Source organism: Hymenobacter fastidiosus, from assembly GCF_039539565.1.
In the GTDB taxonomy this organism is placed as follows: Bacteria; Bacteroidota; Bacteroidia; order Cytophagales; family Hymenobacteraceae; genus Hymenobacter; species Hymenobacter fastidiosus.
This window is the reverse complement of record NZ_BAABDJ010000033.1, coordinates 1-19,399: the sequence shown is the minus strand read 5'-3', so window position 1 is coordinate 19,399 and position 19,399 is coordinate 1. Positions and strand designations below refer to the sequence as shown.

The window sequence follows — 19,399 nt, the reverse complement described above, 5'->3', positions numbered from 1 at the left end:
AAGGAGGCTATTGTTCCAAAGGGAAAACGAAAGAACAATAAATAACAAAAAAGCCTTCCTGATATCGGGGAGGCTTTTTTTGCGCCCGCCGCGTCCGCCGGGTATTTTCCGGGAGCGGTATCGTCCGTGATTTTTTTAACGCGGCATTTATTGATTTTCAAAAAAAGCTACCCATTCGGGGAACGGTAATTCTTTGCGCCGGAATCAAGCCAAACATTAGTTTAAATAATTCACCAAATCCCCACTGCCATGACTGCTCAGGACCTCCTGAAGACCGAAGAAGCCATTGGTTTCGTGAAAGAAACCTTTGCCCGCGAGCTGGCCCGCCAGCTCCACCTCAGTAAGGTGTCGTCGCCCATTGCCGTGCTCGATGGCACCGGCATCAACGACGACCTGAACGGGGTAGAGCGGGCCGTGCATTTCCCCATCAAGGCTATGGGCGAGCAGCGCGCTGTGGTGGTGCATTCCCTGGCCAAATGGAAGCGGGTGCGCCTGCAGGAGCTGGGCATCGAGCCCGGCCGGGGCCTGCTCACCGACATGCGGGCCCTGCGCCCCGACGAGGACTACAGCCCTATTCACTCCATCTACGTGGACCAATGGGACTGGGAGCAGCACATGGCGCCTGAGCAGCGGACCAGCGCCTTTCTGCGGGCTACGGTGGAGAAAATCTACGCCGCCCTGCTGCTGACCGAAGCCCAGGTAGCCGCCGGGTACCCGGAAATCACGCCGGTGCTGCCCGCCGCCATCACTTTTCTGCACGCCGAAGACCTGCTGCGCCGCTACCCCGACCTCACGCCCAAGCAGCGGGAGCACGAGGCCAGCAAAGAGTTCGGGGCCGTATTCCTGATGGGCATCGGCGGGGAGCTGACCCACGGCGAAGCCCACGACGGCCGCGCACCCGACTATGACGACTGGAGCACCCACAACGAAGAAGGCTACCAGGGGCTGAACGGCGACATTCTGCTCTGGCATCCGGTGCTCAAAACGTCGTTCGAAGTGTCTTCCATGGGCATCCGGGTCGATAAAGCCGCCCTGACCCGCCAGCTGGCGCTGCGCGGCTGCTCCGAGCGCCGCACTCTGTACTTCCACGATATGCTGCTAACGGATCAGCTGCCGCAGAGCATTGGCGGCGGAATTGGCCAGTCGCGGGTGTGCATGTTTATGCTGCGCAAGGCCCACATCGGGGAGGTGCAGGTGAGCATCTGGTCCGATGCCGTCCGGCGCAAACTGGCAGGCACGGGCGTGGAGCTGCTGTAGCCTTACGCCGGCCTCACCCCCAACTCCTCTCCACGGAAGAGGTGGGGGTTTCGTGGTAGCTGGCGGCGTAGGGCAGGGAAGTCCCCTGGTACCAACCCTGGCCCGACTGCCTGCGTTGGTACACGAACCCGGTGGCAGGGGAGTGGTGCCACGACTCAAAGTCGTGGTACCACTATCGTTGCTGACATCCGTCCGAGGCTCGTTCAACGATAGTGGTACCACGACCAAAAAAGTCGTGGCACCACTCTGGAGCCGACCACCACTATCATTTACGTTCTCCTCTCTTAGTTCCGGTACTCATGGACCCTCGCCCAAAACCAGCCGCCCACCCCACCCCAACCGGCCCCGCCACGAAAAGCACGGTCGACGACCAGCCGGCCCCCAGCCCTGCCCCCCGGCCCACCGACCAGCCCGCGCAGGTGCCTTCCGGCGATGCCCCGACGCCGTCTGCTTCGCCGGCTGACCCTGGTTCCCCGCCCGTGTCCCCAGCGCCCAGCCAGCAGGAAGCGGCCGACGGCGAAGAAGCCCTGACTGATCCGGCGGTTACGATTCAGCCCGACACCAGCGGCGACACCGACCCCGGGGCCAGCTCTACCAACGACGCCCATCCGCTGTAACGGGAGCGGGGCAAACCTCCAGGATATCCTGGCTACATCCGCGCCGTAAGGACCGGGCGGCGGCGCGAACGTTAGGGTTTGGCCGGAGGAACGGTTATCTTGAACCTGAGGCGGAGCGGAGGGAATGGATCCATAGGGTTAGCGCAGAAAAACATGAGCCAGAACGATTTCCTCCTGAGCCCGATGCCAGGGGCCCAGCACCGCGAAATGGGCGGGGTACAGATTGACATGGTGCGCACCGGCGACGCCCGGGTGAAGCGGGTGGTATACCCGGTAGACTTCCGCTGGTCGACGCACCTGAAGCCCCTGGTCGGTACCGCGCTGTGCATGCACGCGCACGTGGGCTTTCTGGCCCAGGGGCAGATCAACATCCAGTACGCCGATGGGGAAACGGTGGAGTTCATTGCTCCCCAGGTGGTGTCCATTGCCCCGGGCCACGACGGCTGGGTGGTGGGCCAGATCCCCGCCGTACTGATTGAATTCGACTTTGAAGGCGAAACCGTGCAGCGACTGGGCCTGACCAGCCGGTGAAACGGTGAGTTTTTCGTTCAGTCTATGCCAATGGCACAAGCAGGACGATAACTCCCCATTTCACCACTCCCCATCTGCCTATCGTATCGGCTCACTGGTTCGAAGCAGGCTCAGGGTGGTATCCAGCTTTTGGGCCCGCAGCAGCTGGCGGTACTGCTGCCGTAGCATAGCCTGCTGATGGCGCTGCTCGGTGCGCTGAAACGGCCGCACTTTGTACTTGTCCCCGGGAGCGGTCCGGCTCAGGCTCAGGTAGGTGAGGCCCCGGCCGGCGCGGCGTACGGGCTCGTTGTTCTGGATGCGTTCCACTCGCTTGTCGTTGTTGCCGAACAGCGCCTGCATAGGGTTCAGGCCCACATACAGGTCGGCGCGGCCGTCGAGAGCATAGCGGCCGCTGATCTGCAGGTTCGTCAGGTTGCTGTTCAGGTCCAGGTTGGGGATGAGCAGCTCGCCCCGGTTGAGGACGAACTCGCTGCTGACGGGCTCAAAGAACAGATGGCTGGTGCGCTCCTGCTTCATAAACCGCAGGGCCTGAGTGAAGGCGTCCACGTCGAGTAGCTCCAGGTCGCGGATATCGGTTTTGAGGTAGCCCAGGGTTCGGTCGAAAACCGGCAGAAAGGTGGCGTCGAGGTCGGTGCGCAGGTCGGCGGCGCAACGCAGGGTGCCGCGGATGTTGTCGGGCCCCAGTACGTTGAGGTGCATGGCCGTGGTGGCCCCGAAAAGCTCGGCCAGCTGCACGTCCTGGAGCAGCATCTGCACGTGCAGCGGGTGGTGGTAGCGGCCGGCATCGGTTATCATCCGCCCACGCAACGACAGGCGCCCCTGCAGGGCTTCGAGCGAGCAGTCATCCAGGCGGGCTTCCCCCTGGCTCAGGTGGGAAATCAGGCGGAACCGCCGGCCCGCCAAAGCGGCGTACCGGACGCTGTCGGCCTGCACGCGCAGCACGGCGGTGAGAATGCCGTTGGAGATGATGGTGCCGTCGGGCTTGCGGGTGGGCAGGCTGTTGAGCTGCGCGCGCCGGGCCAGCCGCGCCGCCCGGCGCGTGGCCCGGTCCAGGGGCAGCAGTGGCACCAGCGCCGTGCTGTCGGCGGCTTCACTCCCGTTTGCGTCCTCATCGTCCGGGTCGGTTTTGGGGTTGAAGCTGGCCAGCAGCAGCAGCAGTTTCTGCACGTCGAGGGTGCGGTAGCGCAGGTTGAGGCTGGCGTCGGCGGCTACCAGCCGATTATCCGCGACCCGGGCCGTAGCCGTAGCCTGCCCGATGCCGCCGCGGGTGGTGGTAAACCGCAGAAAAGGCAGGTGAACCGTGGTGCCCGTTTTATTGACCTGCAGCGTTAGCCCGCGCAGGTCTTCGCCGTCGGGCAGCTGTACGGTCGCCACGTCGCAGGTGAGGCGGCCATTGGCGGCGAGCAGCAGCTCCCGCAGGCCGGGGCTGGCCGGAGCCGTTGCCGGGCGCCGGGGCGAGCGGGAAACCTTGGCCAGAAAGTGCCGGTAGTTGATGGTGCCGAAGCGGACCCCCAGTTGAAAGTTGATGGGCGCGACCCGGGTGGCGGTATCGGTGGGCCAGGTAGCGGTGCCGCGCACCTGGCCGCCCCACAGCTCCCCGGCCAGGTGGGTGAGCTGCACCGTGCGGCCATCATGACGTACCGATACGGCCAGGTTGGTGAGCGTGTCGGCGGGCAGCAGCAGGCGGCGGCAGCGCAGGTCCACGTTCAGACGCATGCCCGGGGGAATCAGACTGCGGCCCAGATCAGCCATGGAAGCCGGCACCGGGCGGGGCTTGCGCCGCAGACCCTGGGCGGTCAGGGTTGGCCGGGGAATGGGCCGCAGCAGCGCCCGTAGCCGGGCCAGGTGCAGATCTTCCACGGCGAAGCGGCCGCTGATCTGGGTGGTCGGGTGCTGGTCGATGAGATAGTCGAACAGGTTGGTGGTGGTGGCCGCGGCCCGGAACCGCATCTGGTTCAGCACGCCGGACGCGTTGGAAAGCCGCCAGACGTTGTCCCGCAACCCTACCTGCACGTTAAGCGCCGTCATATCCGCGCCCCGCTCAGGAACCACGAAGGAAGCCTCGCGCAGCGTAACGGTGCCGCGCACCGACAGCTTTTTCTGGGCGGGCCCCGCAATGCGCTGGCCGGCGGCGGCCGGCAGCAGGCCGCGCAGGCGCACGTCCATTTCGGCGGTGCCCCGGCGGGCGCGCCACAGCCCCGGCGACACCACCGCGGCCAGCTGGCTCAGCTCCGTGCGGCCGCGCACCCGGGCGTTGATGAAGGGCCGGGTGAAATCGAGCAGCAGCAGCGCGACGTCGAGGCGGCCGGCGGAGGAGTTGATCCGGCAGTGGTTAAGGGTGAGCGAAGCAGTTTGGGGGCTGCGGCCGGGGCCGTTGTCGTAAGTGCCCCGCAAATCCCAGTGGTTGATGCGGCGCGTGGAATCGGGCCAGCGCAGGCGGGCCCCGCGCAGCCCGAACCGCAGCACGTTGCGGGGACTTACGGTAGGGCCGCTCACCCCCTGGATGGTGTAGCGGATGTGCGCTTTGCTGGGGCTGGTCGCGCCGGCCAGGTAAGGTTTGGAGGCTTCGGGCAGGGCCGCGCGCAACACCTCGGTCAGCGGCTGGTAGCCGACGAACTCCACGTTCAGCCGGGTTCCGGGCTGGTTCGCCACTCTGGTGTGGGTGCCCCGGATGCCGATGGTGTCGCCGTTGAGCGTAGCGTGAGTGTTGTAGACGGTGCCCTTTCGGGCTTTGAAAGCGTACTGATAGTGTACCTGAGCCCAGATAGGCTCTTTCTCAAACAGCGTCCCGCCGGGGTTGCGCAGGTAATCGAGGGTGCCCTGGAGCGTACCGGTGGCGTGCAGAATGCGGCGGCGCAGCTGCACCGTGAGGCGGGCCTGCCGCACCCGGGCCCGAAAAGCGCTGCGGGCATACTCGTTGCGGGAGGTGATGCGGAAGTTGTGGACGATAAGCGAATCCAGCGCCAGATTCAGCAGCGGCCCCGAGCCGGTACGGCCCCCGCGCTTCTTGCCGTGCAGGCCCCAGCTGCGGCCCTGGGCATCTACCCGCTCGCGGAAATCCACATCCCATACTACCAGGCGCGTGACGCGCACCTGGCCCCGCAGCAGCCCGGCCAGCTCCAGCCGCATATCGGCCCGGCCAATGCTGAACACGGGCTCCCGCTGGCGGAAGGCGGTATCGGTCAGGACCAGGTGGCGCAGCGAAGCGGTGAGGTGGGGGAAGTCGCGCCAGGGCGAAATTTCCACCTCGAAAGGGGCCAGGACCAGCTCCGAGCTCTGCGCCAGCTGCTGCCGCACCCGTTGGGTGAGCTGGCGGCGGCCGTAGTCGGAGCCCAGCAGCCCCAGCCCCAGGCCCAGCCCCAGCAAAACCAGCAGAAATCCGGCGAGCAGCAGCCGCCGGAAGGTTGACCATTTCATACGGGAATACTTCCGGGAGCGAGGCTTAGGGGCTCAAGATAAGCAGACGAAGCTGGTGGGTGTACACAGCCCTAAGCATTGGGGCTGAGGGGCGGAACCGGAGTGCTGAAGCAGGATTTGCCATAGCTACGCCCGGCCGGGTTAAATAGGCCGGCGCCTATATCTGGTCGAAGTTGCCGGCGGCTGTCACGGGTGCCACTACCTGGCCGCGGCAACGGACTATTGCGCTGAAAGAATGATTAGCTGATGTTACGCAGCCCTATGTAGCGCCTCACCCCCCCCAGCCCCCTCTCCGAAAAGGAGAGGGGGTGCCAATCGTCCGCTACTGGCGGATAAACAGCTTTTTAATTGTCCGTCTCCCCCTCTCCTTTTCGGAGAGGGGGCCGGGGGGTGAGGCGCTGCGTAACATCAGTGATTAGGCGGCCAAATATGCGTAATCTTGACCCCGCAACGCCACTGTCGTGTTCTACATTTTCCGCGTATGAAATCTGCTTCCCAGACTTTACTGGCCGCCGCTTTGTGCGTGCTCATGGCCGGCTGCAACCAGACGCCGCCCGCCACGGAGCAGGCCGCCCCCGCGGTGCCCGTCCCGGCGGCCCCCGCCCCGGTAGCGGCCGACTCCGTTATGGCGGCGCCGGCCGAAGTTGCCCCCGCTGCCGCGCCCGCCGCGCCCGTGGCCCAGACCGTAACGCTGGCGTTCAGCTTCAGGCCGGGCGCTGCTGCCGAGGGCCCCAGCGGCCCCAAAACCAGCGCCCACCTGCTGCTGAAAGGTGCCAAAACCCAGGACATCGACCTGGGCCAGTTCACCGGCAAGCCCGACGTGGTTGACAAGGAAAAAGCCAAGCTGGCGGGCTTCCCCAGCGGTATGCTCCTGGGCTTCCGCAGCTACGACCCCGGCTCCGGCACCAGCCAGGACGTGGCCGTGATGAACGTGGGCGGCCGTCAGCTGCGCATCCTGCAGCGCCGCATCGAGGAGCAGGCCGAGAAGATTCCCGAATTCCAGACTTCCCGCGAGCTGGACCTGCCCGCCAACGCCGTAGTGGAAGTAGCCCCCCCGCCGAAGAAGTAGGGTATACCGGGTCCGACCACCAAAGGCTCCGGCCCCAGAAACCCCGGCCGCCGCCGCCGCCGGGGTTCCTGGGGCCGGAGCCTTTGATGGTCGACTCGTTTACGCCCGGCGAGCCTCGGCGCGAGCTCAGCGTTCCGCGGCGGGAGCTGCCGTCGTGTAATCCGGAAAAGCCCCGCCGCGAAACTAATTGGCGCCGCGAATCGGTTTGCCGGCCTTAGCTTTGCCCAGCCCTTACACCTGCTTCCATGTCCCAGACGACCCCGCAACTCGACCAAGCTCCTTTCCACAACTCTTTCGTGGAGGAGCTGCGGGGGGAAGTGGCCGCCGACACCCAGCCGCGGCAGGTGCCGGGCTACTGCTACTCGCGGGTAGCGCCGACGCCCGTAGCCGACCCCCATCTGCTGGCGTGGTCGGCGGAGCTGGGGACGCTGCTGGGCGTGGCCCAGCCCCCGGAGCGCGGCCCGGCTGTCGCCGCCCTGGCCGGCAACCTGGTAACCGACACCATGAAGCCCTTCGCGGCCCGCTACGGCGGGCACCAGTTTGGCAGCTGGGCCGGCCAGCTCGGCGACGGCCGGGCCATGTCGCTGGGCGAGCTTACGGCGCGGGACGGGACGAGCTGGGAAGTTCAGCTGAAAGGCGCCGGCCCCACGCCCTACTCGCGCCGCGCCGACGGCCGGGCCGTGCTGCGCTCCTCGCTGCGGGAATTTCTCTGCTCCGAAGCCATGCACGCCCTGGGCGTGCCCACCACCCGGGCCCTGAGTCTGGTGGCTACCGGCGACGTAGTGGTGCGCGACATGTTCTACAGCGGCGACCCGAAGCCCGAGCCCGGGGCCATCGTGGCGCGGGTAGCTCCCACCTTCGTGCGCTTCGGCAACTTTCAGCTCCTGACGGCTACCGGCGAGTTGGACAATCTGCGCGCCCTGGCCGACTACGTTATCCGCCACCACCATCCCGGGCTGGGGGAGCCCTCGGAAGCGGTGTACCTGCGCTGGTTTGAGGAAATCAGCCGGCGCACGGCGGTGATGGTGGCGCACTGGATGACGGTAGGCTTCGTGCACGGCGTAATGAATACCGACAACATGTCCATCCTGGGCCTGACCATCGACTACGGCCCCTACGGCTGGCTGGAGCCCTACGACCCGGCATGGACGCCCAACACCACCGACTTCAGCCAGCACCGCTACGCCTTCGGGCAGCAGCCCCAGGTGGCGCTCTGGAATCTGGCCCAGCTGGGCCGCGCCCTCCTGCCCCTGGTGGCCGACGTGGCCGGGCTGAACCAGGCGCTGGAGGTTTACCGCACCACCTTCACCGCCACCCGGCACGAGCTGATGCGCCGCAAGCTGGGCTTCACCAGCCGCCAACCCGAGGATGCGGCCCTGCTGGAAGACCTGCAGGCGAGCCTGGTAGCTTCGGAGGTGGATATGACCCTGTTTTTCCGTCACCTGTCCCACCAGGCTCCGGCGCTGCTGGCCGGGGCGGAGGCGGAGGAAACGCAGTTTCAGCACCTGATTGCCCTGGTGTCCTACACGCCGGAGCCGGGCGCAGTACACGAAGCCCTGCTGGGCTGGCTGCGGCGCTACGCCCGGCGGCTGCGCCAGGAGTCCGGGTCCGCCGAAGCTATCCGGGCCGGCATGCTGGCCGCGAATCCGAAGTACGTGCTGCGCAACTACCTCGCCCAGCAGGCTATCGAAGCCGCCGAGGCCGGCGACCTGTCGGGGCTGAACCGCCTGATGCTGGTGCTGCAGACGCCCTACGCGGAGCACCCCGAACACGAGGAGCTGGCGGCGAAGCGGCCGGAGTGGGCCCGCGACAAGCCGGGTAGTGCCACGCTCTCGTGCAGCTCGTAGCGAAGACGTGAGTCACCTATATTAACTGCTGACCGACTCTCATCCTGAGCTGGCGCAGAACCTGCCGCAGCGACCGGCTGAAGTCCGTTAAAAAAGCAAAGCCCTTTCCACCCGCCGGGAAAGGGCTTTACTTATTGCAACAGGGTTTTTATCGGTGAAGACAAAGGTCCTGCGTAGCTCAGGATAACAGACGAGGGACGGCAAGGGTGGCCCGTAGCAAGCCGAAGGAGTTTTTGCCTGAGATACCGCCTGCCCGGCAAGATGAGCTGCCGGGCTAATGCTCCTGAGGATGGAAGGTGAGGACCGGCGCGGCGGCCTGCACCGCCACACTTTCGGCAATATTGTCCTGCAGCAGATGCCGGATGCCGGTATGGCCGTGGGTGAGCATCACCACCAGATCGGCGTGGGCCTGCTCGGCGTAGCGCGGGATGCCGGCCCGCACCTGCGGCGCGTCAAATATGTCGGCCTTGTAGGGCGTCAGCTGGTGACGTTCGGCAAATGCCTGCACCTGGTCGATAGCCGCCGCATAGCGGTCAAACTTGGTCACGATGTCGAGCAGGTGGAGAGTAGCTTCGGGGAAAGTGGTGCTGAGCTGCCGTAGGTAAGGAACCAGCAGATCGGCTTCGGGGGAGAAGTCGGAGGCGAATACGATAGACCGGACCTCGAATGCGGGAGCCGGGTGTTTCACGGTGAGCACCGGGCAGGGCGCCAGCCGCACGAGCCGCTCGGCGTGCGAGTCGGGGGTGAACAGGTGAAACGCCGGGGTATGCTCCTGCGTCCCGACCACGACCAGATCGATGCCCCGCTCGCGGATGACATCGAGCACGGCTTCTTCAACGGGACCAATGGCAATGGCGTCCTGCACGGGCACCCCGGGGCTGGTACGGCCCACTTCGGCCATGAGCTCGTGCATGCGGCGTTTGGTGCGTTGGAGCAGCTGCACCATAAACACGTTGTCACGGGACGCGTTGCCGGTCGTGCCGCCGCCGGCAGTGCTGATGCCGCTGGCGGCGCTGGGGGCATCCACGACGTGCAGCAAGGTGATGTGGCCGCCGGTACGGTGGGCCAGCTGCACGGCCAGCTCGAAGGCATTGTGCGCTTCGGGGGAAAAATCGGTGGGAACGAGGATGTTTTGCATGGCGGGGGCTAATGAGCGTGAGCCGTATCCAGGCAATGCGCCCGGGAAATGCCGGCTGCTTAATTTACAAAAAAACCTTTTATAAATCCTTTTGTAAATCCTCGGTCCGAAGTCCCGATAAAAGAGGCGGCGCGGGCCCGGCGGCAGGCCTGGGCCCAAGCCGGCCGGTGCCGGGTGACTCTGGGGCCCGGCGAACGGAAAACGGGCGGAAGAATTTTACCGGAAGCGTTGCTTACGGCGTGGTTGCTCCGTCTTGCGCTGGAAAAACGGGGGGCCTGTCCAGGGCCAGAATCCGGGCCTGGTAAGCCCGGGGCAGCAAGGCGGCTTTAACCCGGCGGCCCAGGGCCGATTGTTGGGTCTGGCGGTAGAGCGGCAGCACCGGGCGCAGCCAGGCGCGGCGGCCCAGCTGGAGCAGGTCGCCCACGACGACGGGGACCACCAGGCGCTGGGCGTGGAGCAGCAGCCCGTAGCGGAGGGAACCCAGGTGGCGGCGGTATTGGCGGTACAGGTCGGTGGTGAAGCGGCTGTGCTCCAGGTCGGCGGCCAGATGCTGCTGCCGCGGGTTCAGCCAGGCGGGGTAGGTGGCGGGCAGGTCAGGAATACCCATGCGCTGGCCCACGCGGGCAAATACGTCGAACACTTCCGCTTTTTCGGCCCCGGTGAGCGGGCGCTCCAGCACCTCGAAGGAGCGGATGGAATAGTCGATGAGCAGGAAGAGCACGTCGCGGTAGGCGCAGGCCGGAATGGCCTGACCCCGCCGGGCTTCCACGGCCCCGTGAATGGCGGCAATGGTGTCGATGGCCCGCTCGGCCCCAGCGCGGTCGGCGAAGACAATCCGGCGGGCGTACTCGACGGTAGAAAACAGGCGGGCCAGCGGGTCGGCGGGCAGGCGGCCGGTGAAGTAGAGCCAGTCCACGGCCTTGTTCAGGGCGAATTCCGCCGCCGCCCCCGCAAAGATGAACAGCACGGTGTCGGCCTTGCCCCAGATAAGGCGTACCACTGACGACGGCGCAACAAAATAGTCCATAGCAAGCTGTTGTAAGGTAGTAGACTTGTTGCCGAATAAGAAAACAGGTAAATAGAGCCCGTCATGCAGAGCGCAGCATGACGGGCAATTTTTTATTAAGGAGCAAGTCTAGTTACTAAACAGCTTCAGCTTGAAAGCTATACTCGTCCCGAAGTTAAAGGCGAAAATCGGCCGGTCGAGGTAGAGCCGCGACCCTTCGCGTCTTCGCGTGGAACGATGGTGGAACGGCGCGAACGCCGAGACGCGAAGGGTCGCGGCTCTACCTCGTTCTCGCAAACCACTTCGCGCCGGGTATAAGTCAGATTAAACCGGGGGCGAAAATGGTGGTTCCAGCCTGGCCTCGCCCCGGATACCTTTATTGCGCTCGGCCTGCGGGTAGCCGGCAAACATGTTTTCGCCCCGGATAACGATAGTACCGCTTTCGTTCGCCTCAGCCGGGCGCAGATAGTGGCCGGCTAGCCGGGCGGCGGAAGTTCCGGACTTCCGCCGGAAGGGGTTTTCGACTGGCCCTGCCAGGCGTCAGGGCAGGGTGGTCGGGTAATCCGAAACGCCCGTGGGTAGCGTGGATGCCGGTAGTATTATCGGCCCCCGCCGGCCTCGTTGCTGCGGGTGAAGAATATCCCCGGCAAATGCTGAACTTAACCGCCCCGGCAACTCCTGGCCTGATACCTGACTGCTCTGAGGTGGCAACCCTGCTGCCGGTCGCGCATCCGCCCTCTGCTGCTCGGTAGCCTACCGCGTGGCCTTCCGGCTGTGTGCCCCCTTACGGGTCTCTTATCATGCCGTCCTATTATCAGCCCCCCGACCAGCTCCTGCGGGCGTTTGGCTTCACCAAGTACTCCGCTCCACCCAAGCAGGCGCGGTATAGCCGCCCCAGCGCCTGCGGCCAGGAAACCGTGGTGCTCTACGACGACGGCGAGCTGACGCTGCTCGAAGCCGTCGAAAGCCAGCTGCTGTACAGCTTCCAGGGTCGGGTAGCATCCGAAGCCGAATTCCGCGTGCTGCTGCGCCAGGTGAACTGGCCGGCGGAAGTCGCGGCCCCTGGCTGACGCTTTGCTGCGTTTCCTGCCGGACGCAGGAACGAAGATCTACAGCTCAGCCTGGCCAACAACGCGAAAAAGTGGCTGGCGTTTTCGGTTTCCGTCTCGTCGGCGGAGAGAATACCGGATCAACCCCTGCCAGTGTGCTCGGTAGCCCCAGTGGTTATGGGCTTGGTTCGAACTCCAACAGGCTCCGGCAACCGCCGGGGCCTGTTGGGGTATGGGCACTGCCGGTGGGTTGGTAAAGCAGATCAGGGACGCAGGGCCTGAATACCGCGCAGCAGTTTCGCAACGTGAGCCGTCAGGGCTGCCGGGTCGTCAGATTTGAGCAGCCGGGAGCCAATGCCCACGCAGGTGGCCCCGGCGCGGAACCACTCCGCCAGGGCCGCCGGGGTGGGCTCGATGCCGCCGGTAACCATAAACGGCACGTGGGGCAGGGGCCCGCGCAGGGTGGTGATATAGCCGGGCCCCACGAAGCTGGCGGGGAAGATTTTGACCAGGGCCGCCCCGAGCTGAGTGGCCTGATAGACTTCGTTCAGCGTCATGGCCCCGGGCAGCCAGGCCAGGTCGTGGCGCTGGCAGACCGCCGCGACGTCGGCGCTGATAACAGGCTGCACGATAAAGTCAGCCCCGGCGGCAATAAACTGCTCGGCTTCCGCCGCCGTGAAAATAGTGCCGGCTCCCAGTAGCAGGTCCGGGTAGTCGGCTTCCACGTAGGCCTGCAGCTCCGAGAACACGTCGAAGGCGCGGGGGCCGCGGTTGGTGAACTCGAACATCCGCACCCCGCCCGCATAGCAGGCCTGCAGAATGCGTTTGGCGTACGGGGCCTCGGCGTGGTAGAAGACGGGAATCAGGGGCGTAAGCGGAGCCTGGGCAATGGCCTGGGCGCGGGTGAATCTGGCCATCGGGCAAACAGTAGGGAGTGAGCAAAACCAGTCAGCCCCATCCGGGGGAGTATTCTGAGCGGTGGCCTATGCTACGGGAACAAGCCAGTTAGGGTCGGGTAAACGCGCATTTACCGCATCAACGCCCCTGTCAGAACCTTACTGCGGGAAATAAGGGCAAACGTCAGCGGAGGCCGTATCCGTTGCGGAAACCCGCGGGCGGCTTAAACCGGTTTTGGGGGTCCGCCGCGGTTACCGCTGCCGTTGTTGGGGGGGCGTTTTGGGGGTAAGCCGCTTCTTTATCGGGGCTGGTTTGCCCGCCTTAGCCGGGGTGGGGACCAGGGGCTTAGTGGGCTCAGGACCATATTTCGCCTCGGCGAAGTTGGGTTCAGTAGTTACAAATAAGTCGAACTCCACGCGGCGGTTACGGGCCCGGCCCGCATCAGTGGTATTCTCGGCGATGGGGTGGCGGGCCCCATAGCCCCGCAGGTCAACGCGGCCTGCGGCCACGCCTTTACCGATCAGGTAGCGACGGGCCGCGGCGGCGCGTTCGCGCGAAAGAGCCAGATTGAAGGCGGCGGGACCCTTACTATCGGTGTGGCCGGCAATACTCAGGGAATAGTCCGGGTATTGGGTCAGAATCGGCACGATGGCGTCCAGCGTCGGGTAGGAGGAGGGCAGCAGGAGGGCTTTGTTGAGCTCAAAGCGGATGGACCGGGTAGCCTCCTGTAACCCGCGGCGGGTTTCTGCCTTGATTTCCGGACAGCCGCGGTTCCCCGCCGGGCCGACGCTGGTCGGGCAGCGGTCTTCCGCATCCGGCACGCCGTCGCCATCCGAATCGGCGGGCGTAGCGGCGGGGGTAGCGGCGGGGGTAGCGGCGGGAGTATCGGCGGGCACGGGGCAGCCCGTGAAGTCGACCGCGACACCGGCAGCCGTATCGGGGCATTTATCGTCCGGATCAGCAATGCCGTCGTTATCGGTGTCAGGACAGCCTTTCAGCTCCGCTGGGCCCGGCGCATCCGGGCAGGCGTCCTCGGCATCGGTGGTGCCGTCGCTGTCCTTATCCGGACAGCCGCGCAGCTCCACGGTTCCGGCTTCGGTAGGACAGGCATCCTGGTAGTCCGGAGTGCCGTCTTCGTCGCCGTCGAGGGGGCAGCCGGACGCATTCACGGCCACTCCCGCGGGCGTGTTGGGGCATGTATCCTGACGGTCGGGTACGTCATCCTCATCCAGATCGGCGGCCTGCCCCATATTGAACGTGAGCCCCGCCGTGTGCTGCAGAAACCGGTCGGACCACTGCGGCGTCTCCTTTTCCGGCGAGCCGTCGAGGTTGGCGTTGAGCGGCAGGTGCTGGCCGGTTTGCACAAACAGGCCTACCCCGTCGCTCAGGCGCAGATTGATGCCCGCCGCCCCGAACAGGTCGATATAGCCCTTGTCCAGCCCGATGCTGGTGCCGTTGAAACGGCCCTCCCGGCTGGCGTAGGTCCAGCCGGAGGCGGCCAGCAGGTAGGGCTGAATAAGCGCATTTTCCTTCAGGGCCCACCCGTTGTTCAGCTTGAGTTTAAAGCCCAGATTCAGGTTTATCAGCGTCGTGGTAAAGTCGGTGTCGGCGCGCGGGCTGCCCGTCAGAGTACCATAGAATGCCTGCGTATTCAGGTCCAGGCCGCGAAAGAGGTATTGGTTGATGGCCAGCCCCGGGGCCAGCCGGGTCCCGCTCCATTGCCAGTAGTCGGAGCCCAGGTCGCCCTGGTAGTGCAGACCGCTGATGAGCAGGCCGAGGCTGGTCCGGCGCTCCGCCGTTTGGGCCGCCACCGGATGCGGCAAGGTGAAGAGCAGCAGCACTGCGGCCAACAGGGGGCGCTGGAACAGGAATTTCTTCATCGGAGGGCAGGAAGACATCGGCACAGGCTGTCCGGTACGGCTATACGGGTTTGCCCGCCGGGCCACGAAACGGACTTAATGATAACACTTATTCTGCTGCAGCCCTACAAGGGGGTTATCGAAAACGGCTCCCTTCGCCCTGACTAGCGCGTCGGCCCCCGCAAGCCCGCAAGAGCCGGGCGGCCTGGTTCAGCCCGCCCGGAGTTGTTCCCAAAACCAGGAAGTGGGAACAGGACAGCTTCGGCCCCTACCAGTCTCCAAGGCACCAGCGCGCCTGGCCGAAGCGGATAATCTGACCCGGCGGGGGCTGAAATTATCGGGTATGGCTTGCTTACTAACTAGTAAGTAAGTATGTTTGGGCCTTATGCCAACCGCCGTCCCCGACACCCGCACCCGCATCCTCGACCTGGCCGAGCAGCTGCTGCTGACCCGCGGCTTCAATGCCTTCAGCTACCAGCATATTGCCCGGGAGCTGGGCGTGAAGCCGGCCGCCATTCACTATCACTACCCCACGAAAGAAGACCTCGGCACGGCTATCATCGGGCGGCAGCGGCGCCGGTTGGGTAAATGGCGCGGCCTGCCCCGCCTGACCGAGCTGTCGCCCGTGGCCCAGCTGGACGCGCTGCTGGAAGTGTATCTGACCCACCTGCGCCAGGAGCAGCGCGTGTGTCTGTTTGGCTCGCTGGCCGCCGACTTCCGGACCCTGCCCGAACCCATGCAGCGGGAGCTGCGCCTGTTCAACCGCGAGCTGACCGCATGGCTGGCCGAAGTGCTGACCGCGGGCCGGACGGCCGGCGCCCTGGTATTCCGGGGCGAGCCGGTGGCCAAGGCGGCGCAGGTGCTCACCACGCTGGCCGGAGCGCTGCAAGTGGCCCGCGTCCACGATGAGCACCAGTTCTATTTGATTTTCGACCAGCTCCGCAGTGAGCTGCTGCCGGAATAGCCCCGGCTGACCCCGGCGCTGCGGGCTTTCCCGCCTGGTCTTGCCGGCGCGCCCGCCCGACTTTTCCTTCCCCGCCAATCGTGCTGCCCCATGCTCAATACCTACTCGCCCGCTCTCGACCATTATCCCCTGGAATATCCGGAAACCGCTGCCCCGGTTAAAGTCCGGTATCCGGCCGTGCCGCCGGCGCTGAAATTTCTGCGCCTGCAACTCCGTCTGCAGGCCCTGGTATCGGCGGAATGGGCGTTCCGGTCGGCGTGGCGGCTGTTTTGCACCCCGCGTCGGCTTCCGCTGAAAGCCTGGGAACACCAGGCTCTGGCCGGCACGCAGCAACATTGGGTGACGGCCGACAGCGGGCGGGTGGCCTACTACGAGTGGAACCCGGCCGGCTCACGTACGGTGCTACTGGTGCACGGCTGGGAGCACCGGGCCAGCTTCTGGGGGGCTTTGGCTAAGGAGCTGGCCGCGGCCGGCTACCGGGTGGTGGCCCTGGATGGTCCGGCCCACGGCGCTTCCGCGGGCCGGCAGGCCTCGCTGGTGAGCTTCGCGGCGGCCGTGCAGGCCGTGGCCGACGCGGCGGGCCCCATGCACGCGGCCGTTACGCACTCGTTCGGGGCGGCCGCCACGGCGGGCGTACCCGTGCAGTTCAACCGGCCTGATGCCTCGTTACTGCCGCGTTTGGTACTGATGAGCGCGCCCGGCAGCACCCGCAAAGTGGCCGAGCGGTTTGCCGAGCTGCTGCACCTGCCCTACAGTGTAGTCGAGCGCATGGCCCGCTTCATTCAGGAACAGTACGGGCGCCAGGCCGAAAGCTTCAGTCTGCTCGAAACCGGCCGCCACCTGCCCGTGCAGCGCGCCCTGCTGCTGCATGATCGTCAGGATCGGAACGTGCCTTTCGCGGAGGCCGAAGCCATTGCCGCCCACTGGCCCGGTCTCGATTTCCGGCCGACCACCGGGCTGGGGCACAACCGCATCATGCGCGAGCCGGCCGTAATCCGGCAGGTGGTGGAGTTTCTGCGGTAGCTCCGGTCAGAAGCGCGGAAGCAATCCGGGGGCGGCGGTGCTTACGTAGCTGACGTATTAACGCCTTGCCCCACCTTTTAAACTCTGATATTATGGTAAAAGTAGGATTGCTGGTACGGCTGGAAGCCAAACCCGGAAAAGAACAGGCCGTGGCTGATTTTCTGCGCGCCGGGTTACCCGTTGTGCAGGATGAGCCCGCCACCATCACCTGGTACGGCATCCAGCTGGGGCCTTCCACTTTCGGCATCTTCGATACCTTTCCCGATGACGCCGGCCGCAAAGCCCACCTCGGCGGACAGGTAGCCGCTGCCCTCATGGCCAACGCCGCGGAGCTATTCGCTACGGCTCCCGTTATCGAGATGGTCGACATTCTTGCTGCCAAGGGCGCTTAACCAAGCCCTTTTAGTCGACTGCCCCGGCAACCCGGTCAGCTCAGCTGGCCGGGTTGCTTTTTTGATGTTCCGCTCAACCCCGCTCAACCCCGCTGATCCGGGCTGCTTCGTTCTGCTGTTTGCTCAGATTCCCGCCTGGCCGGCGGCGCTGAGCTGGCGCAGCAGGTCGCGCAGGTCTTCGGGCTCCTGGAGCAGGGGGGCAACGCGCTGGAGGTAATCCACTTCGCCCCGCAGGCCGCGCTTCACCTGGCGCAGCTCCGCTTCCTGCTTTTTGCCGGTGGCGGCAAAGGGACTGCTCGTGCCATATTTCAACTCGTTCATGCGCTGCTTCAGCTCCTCCTGCTGCTGGCACAGCGCTTTGGTGTAGCGGGCCAGCAAATCCTCCGACTCATTGTCGGTGCTGCCGGGCGCGTGTTCCGACAGCAGCTGGAGCAGCGTGTAGAGGTCGTCCGACTCGTAGGCCCGGATGATCTGCTGCATCCGGATTGTTTTTTCCCGGGCCCGGGCCGGGTCGCGCTCCAGGTCGGGATGGTTGGCGCGGGCCAGCTGGCGGTAAAGGGTTTTGGTGTTGCCCATCAGCTGCTGCTGTTCTTCCTGGGCGGCGGCTTCCCGGGCTTTCTGCTTCCTGGTTTTGCGCGCCCCGGCGGCTTCCCGGGGGCCAGCATCCTGCGGGTCGGCACCAGAACCAACGGGCGGCTTTGTCCCCGGATCGGAGGGTTGAGCGCGGGGAGCGTGGCGGTGGAGAATATCGGCTACGTCTTCGCCGAACCGGTCGCGCAGGGAATGGGCATTGCCGACGATAAGCTCCCCGATCTGCTGGTGCTCGGCCCGGTTGAAATAGGGCCGGAGCAGGGCTTCTTCGAGCGGCTCAAACAAACTCCGCCGGGCCGCCACTACCGTCTGGGCCAGGGGCCCGACCTGCTGCCAGTAGCGGCGGCGCGCTTCGGCCTGCCCGGCTTCCAGCTCCCGCAGCCGCTCGCGCAGGTTCTCCACATCGAGTATGGCCTGCCGGAAGGCCTGCTGGGCCGGGGTGCCCGGGGCGGCCGCCGGGGCCGGCACAGGCAGGGAGTTGGCGGCGGGCAGGTCGGTAGCGGGATTGTGCAGGTTCATGGGCACAAAGGTACCGCCAGAACCCGTTACGGGCCAGGCTCACCCAAACAGCTCGTAGGCCACCCGAAACGTATTGCAGTGGGCGTCCACGATATCCCCGATCCGCTCGGAGTAGCCGCCGCCCATGCTCACGGCCACCGGCAGGCCGTGCTGGCGGCACAGGCCGAGCACAAATTCGTCCCGCGCGCGGCAGCCGGCCTGGGTCAGCGCCAGCTTGCCCAGCTTGTCGGTCGCCAGCACGTCGACGCCGGCCTGGAAAAACACGAAATCGGGCTGCACCTGCGCCAGCAGCTCGGGGAGCGTGGCCATAAGTTGGCCCAGATACGCTTCATCCTCAGTGGCCAGCGGCAGGGCAATATCCCGGTCCGACTGCTCCTTGCGCAGCGGGTAATTCGCCCCGGCGTGCATGCTGAAGGTGAACACCCGGGGCTCGTGCTGAAAGATACTGGCCGTGCCGTCGCCCTGGTGCACGTCGAGGTCGACGACCAGCACCTGCCGGGCCAGGCCGTGGTGGAGCAGGTGGGCGGCGGCAATGGCTATGTCGTTGAGCACGCAAAACCCTTCGCCCCGGTCGGCAAAGGAATGGTGGGTGCCCCCGGCCAGGTTCAGCGCCACGCCATCGCGCAACGCCCGCCGCGCCGACTGCACCGTGCCCGCCGAGCTGCTCAACGACCGGAGCACCAGCCGCTCGCTCTGCGGCAACCCCAGGCGGCGCACCTCGGCGGCCGACAGGCGCAGGTCGCGCACTTTGTGCCAGTATTCCGCGGTATGCACGCGCAGCACGTCTTCTTCCGCGCACAGGCCGGGGTCGTAGAAATCGTGGGGCGGCGCGATGCCCTGCCAGAGCAGCTGCTCCCGGATCAGCTCGTATTTGGCGATGGGAAAGCGGTGGCCGGCGGGCAGGTCAAGCGTGTAGCGGTCGGAGGTGGCGAGGCAGGGCATAGCAAAGCAAAGAAACGGCGCGGAGGCTTAACAGCTGTTGGCATTAGGGTTCGGACGGTCCGAACAGTAGCGTAAAGCCCCGGCCCTGCGCGTGTCGTCGTCCGCGTCGTTTGGCGAACTACCGTCCAACGCGGCAGAAACGCGCAGGATTGTGTCTCTGCCGCGTTCTTGACAACCACTTGCCGGGCTTCCCATTGGATAGGTTTTTTGTAGCTATACTCATCGCGAAGAGCAAAGCGAATCTATGCTTAAGATTGTGCTATGAAGGTGATGCTTCCCGA

16 protein-coding genes are annotated in these 19,399 nt (G+C 65.5%); 9 read left to right on the top strand and 7 right to left on the bottom strand.

From position 1 onward, the window contains the following. The first annotated feature begins 249 nt into the window (after window positions 1–249). The 3 genes from asnA to ABD833_RS13505 all read left to right on the top strand — a co-directional run bounded on the left by asnA (window position 250) and on the right by ABD833_RS13505 (window position 2,405). A complete protein-coding gene (gene asnA, locus ABD833_RS13515; protein ID WP_345073682.1) occupies window positions 250–1,257 on the top strand; it encodes an aspartate--ammonia ligase in 1,008 nt (335 codons plus the stop codon). 299 nt (window positions 1,258–1,556) lie between these two features. Beyond that, window positions 1,557–1,874 carry a hypothetical protein gene (locus ABD833_RS13510; protein ID WP_345073680.1) on the top strand — a complete coding sequence of 106 codons (318 nt, stop codon included), beginning with the start codon at window positions 1,557–1,559 and terminating at the stop codon, window positions 1,872–1,874. A gap of 153 nt (window positions 1,875–2,027) precedes the next feature. Further along, a complete protein-coding gene (locus ABD833_RS13505) occupies window positions 2,028–2,405 on the top strand; it encodes a cupin domain-containing protein (RefSeq protein WP_345073678.1) in 378 nt (125 codons plus the stop codon). A 78-nt stretch (window positions 2,406–2,483) separates the two neighbouring features. Here ABD833_RS13505 and ABD833_RS13500 read toward each other — a convergent pair whose 3' ends face one another. After that, window positions 2,484–5,822, bottom strand: coding sequence for an AsmA-like C-terminal region-containing protein (locus ABD833_RS13500; protein WP_345073677.1), 3,339 nt, complete (start codon window positions 5,820–5,822; stop codon window positions 2,484–2,486). 481 nt (window positions 5,823–6,303) lie between these two features. Here ABD833_RS13500 and ABD833_RS13495 point away from each other — a divergent pair, with 481 nt between their 5' ends. Continuing rightward, window positions 6,304–6,891 carry a hypothetical protein gene (locus ABD833_RS13495; protein ID WP_345073676.1) on the top strand — a complete coding sequence of 196 codons (588 nt, stop codon included), beginning with the start codon at window positions 6,304–6,306 and terminating at the stop codon, window positions 6,889–6,891. Window positions 6,892–7,136: 245 nt separating this feature from the next. Next, the gene (locus ABD833_RS13490) at window positions 7,137–8,738 is read left to right on the top strand and encodes a protein adenylyltransferase SelO (RefSeq protein ID WP_345073674.1); all 1,602 of its coding nucleotides are present in this window, start codon (window positions 7,137–7,139) and stop codon (window positions 8,736–8,738) included. 274 nt (window positions 8,739–9,012) lie between these two features. Here ABD833_RS13490 and ABD833_RS13485 read toward each other — a convergent pair whose 3' ends face one another. Both ABD833_RS13485 and ABD833_RS13480 read right to left on the bottom strand, forming a co-directional pair. Then, window positions 9,013–9,876: a universal stress protein gene (locus ABD833_RS13485; protein ID WP_345073672.1), complete on the bottom strand. Its 864-nt coding sequence runs from the start codon at window positions 9,874–9,876 to the stop codon at window positions 9,013–9,015. Between the two features lie 232 nt (window positions 9,877–10,108). Beyond that, window positions 10,109–10,903 (bottom strand): oxygenase MpaB family protein, encoded by a 795-nt coding sequence (locus ABD833_RS13480; RefSeq protein ID WP_345073671.1) that lies wholly within the window; start codon window positions 10,901–10,903, stop codon window positions 10,109–10,111. Between the two features lie 779 nt (window positions 10,904–11,682). On the opposite strand from ABD833_RS13480, the gene ABD833_RS13475 reads away from it, so the two are divergent. Next, window positions 11,683–11,952, top strand: a complete 270-nt coding sequence (locus ABD833_RS13475; protein WP_345073670.1) for a hypothetical protein — start codon at window positions 11,683–11,685, stop codon at window positions 11,950–11,952. Window positions 11,953–12,194: 242 nt separating this feature from the next. Here ABD833_RS13475 and ABD833_RS13470 read toward each other — a convergent pair whose 3' ends face one another. Beyond that, window positions 12,195–12,848 carry a beta/alpha barrel domain-containing protein gene (locus tag ABD833_RS13470; protein WP_345073669.1) on the bottom strand — a complete coding sequence of 218 codons (654 nt, stop codon included), beginning with the start codon at window positions 12,846–12,848 and terminating at the stop codon, window positions 12,195–12,197. A 231-nt stretch (window positions 12,849–13,079) separates the two neighbouring features. Continuing rightward, a complete protein-coding gene (locus ABD833_RS13465) occupies window positions 13,080–14,708 on the bottom strand; it encodes an OmpA family protein (RefSeq protein ID WP_345073666.1) in 1,629 nt (542 codons plus the stop codon). A gap of 364 nt (window positions 14,709–15,072) precedes the next feature. Between ABD833_RS13465 and ABD833_RS13460 the strand changes: the two genes are divergently transcribed. From ABD833_RS13460 to ABD833_RS13450, 3 genes are all read left to right on the top strand, one after another. Then, window positions 15,073–15,651 (top strand): TetR/AcrR family transcriptional regulator, encoded by a 579-nt coding sequence (locus ABD833_RS13460; RefSeq protein ID WP_345073665.1) that lies wholly within the window; start codon window positions 15,073–15,075, stop codon window positions 15,649–15,651. A gap of 90 nt (window positions 15,652–15,741) precedes the next feature. Continuing rightward, window positions 15,742–16,674: an alpha/beta hydrolase gene (locus tag ABD833_RS13455; RefSeq protein WP_345073663.1), complete on the top strand. Its 933-nt coding sequence runs from the start codon at window positions 15,742–15,744 to the stop codon at window positions 16,672–16,674. A 92-nt stretch (window positions 16,675–16,766) separates the two neighbouring features. Next, entirely contained in the window at window positions 16,767–17,066 is a 300-nt protein-coding gene (locus tag ABD833_RS13450; RefSeq protein WP_345073662.1) for a putative quinol monooxygenase, read from the top strand. A 123-nt stretch (window positions 17,067–17,189) separates the two neighbouring features. Here the strand turns inward: ABD833_RS13450 and ABD833_RS13445 are convergent, their stop codons facing one another. Together ABD833_RS13445 and ABD833_RS13440 are read right to left on the bottom strand one after the other, a co-directional pair. Continuing rightward, window positions 17,190–18,176, bottom strand: a complete 987-nt coding sequence (locus tag ABD833_RS13445) for a hypothetical protein (protein WP_345073660.1) — start codon at window positions 18,174–18,176, stop codon at window positions 17,190–17,192. 39 nt (window positions 18,177–18,215) lie between these two features. Next, the gene (locus ABD833_RS13440) at window positions 18,216–19,118 is read right to left on the bottom strand and encodes a histone deacetylase family protein (protein WP_345073658.1); all 903 of its coding nucleotides are present in this window, start codon (window positions 19,116–19,118) and stop codon (window positions 18,216–18,218) included. Between the last annotated feature and the right edge of the window lie 281 nt (window positions 19,119–19,399).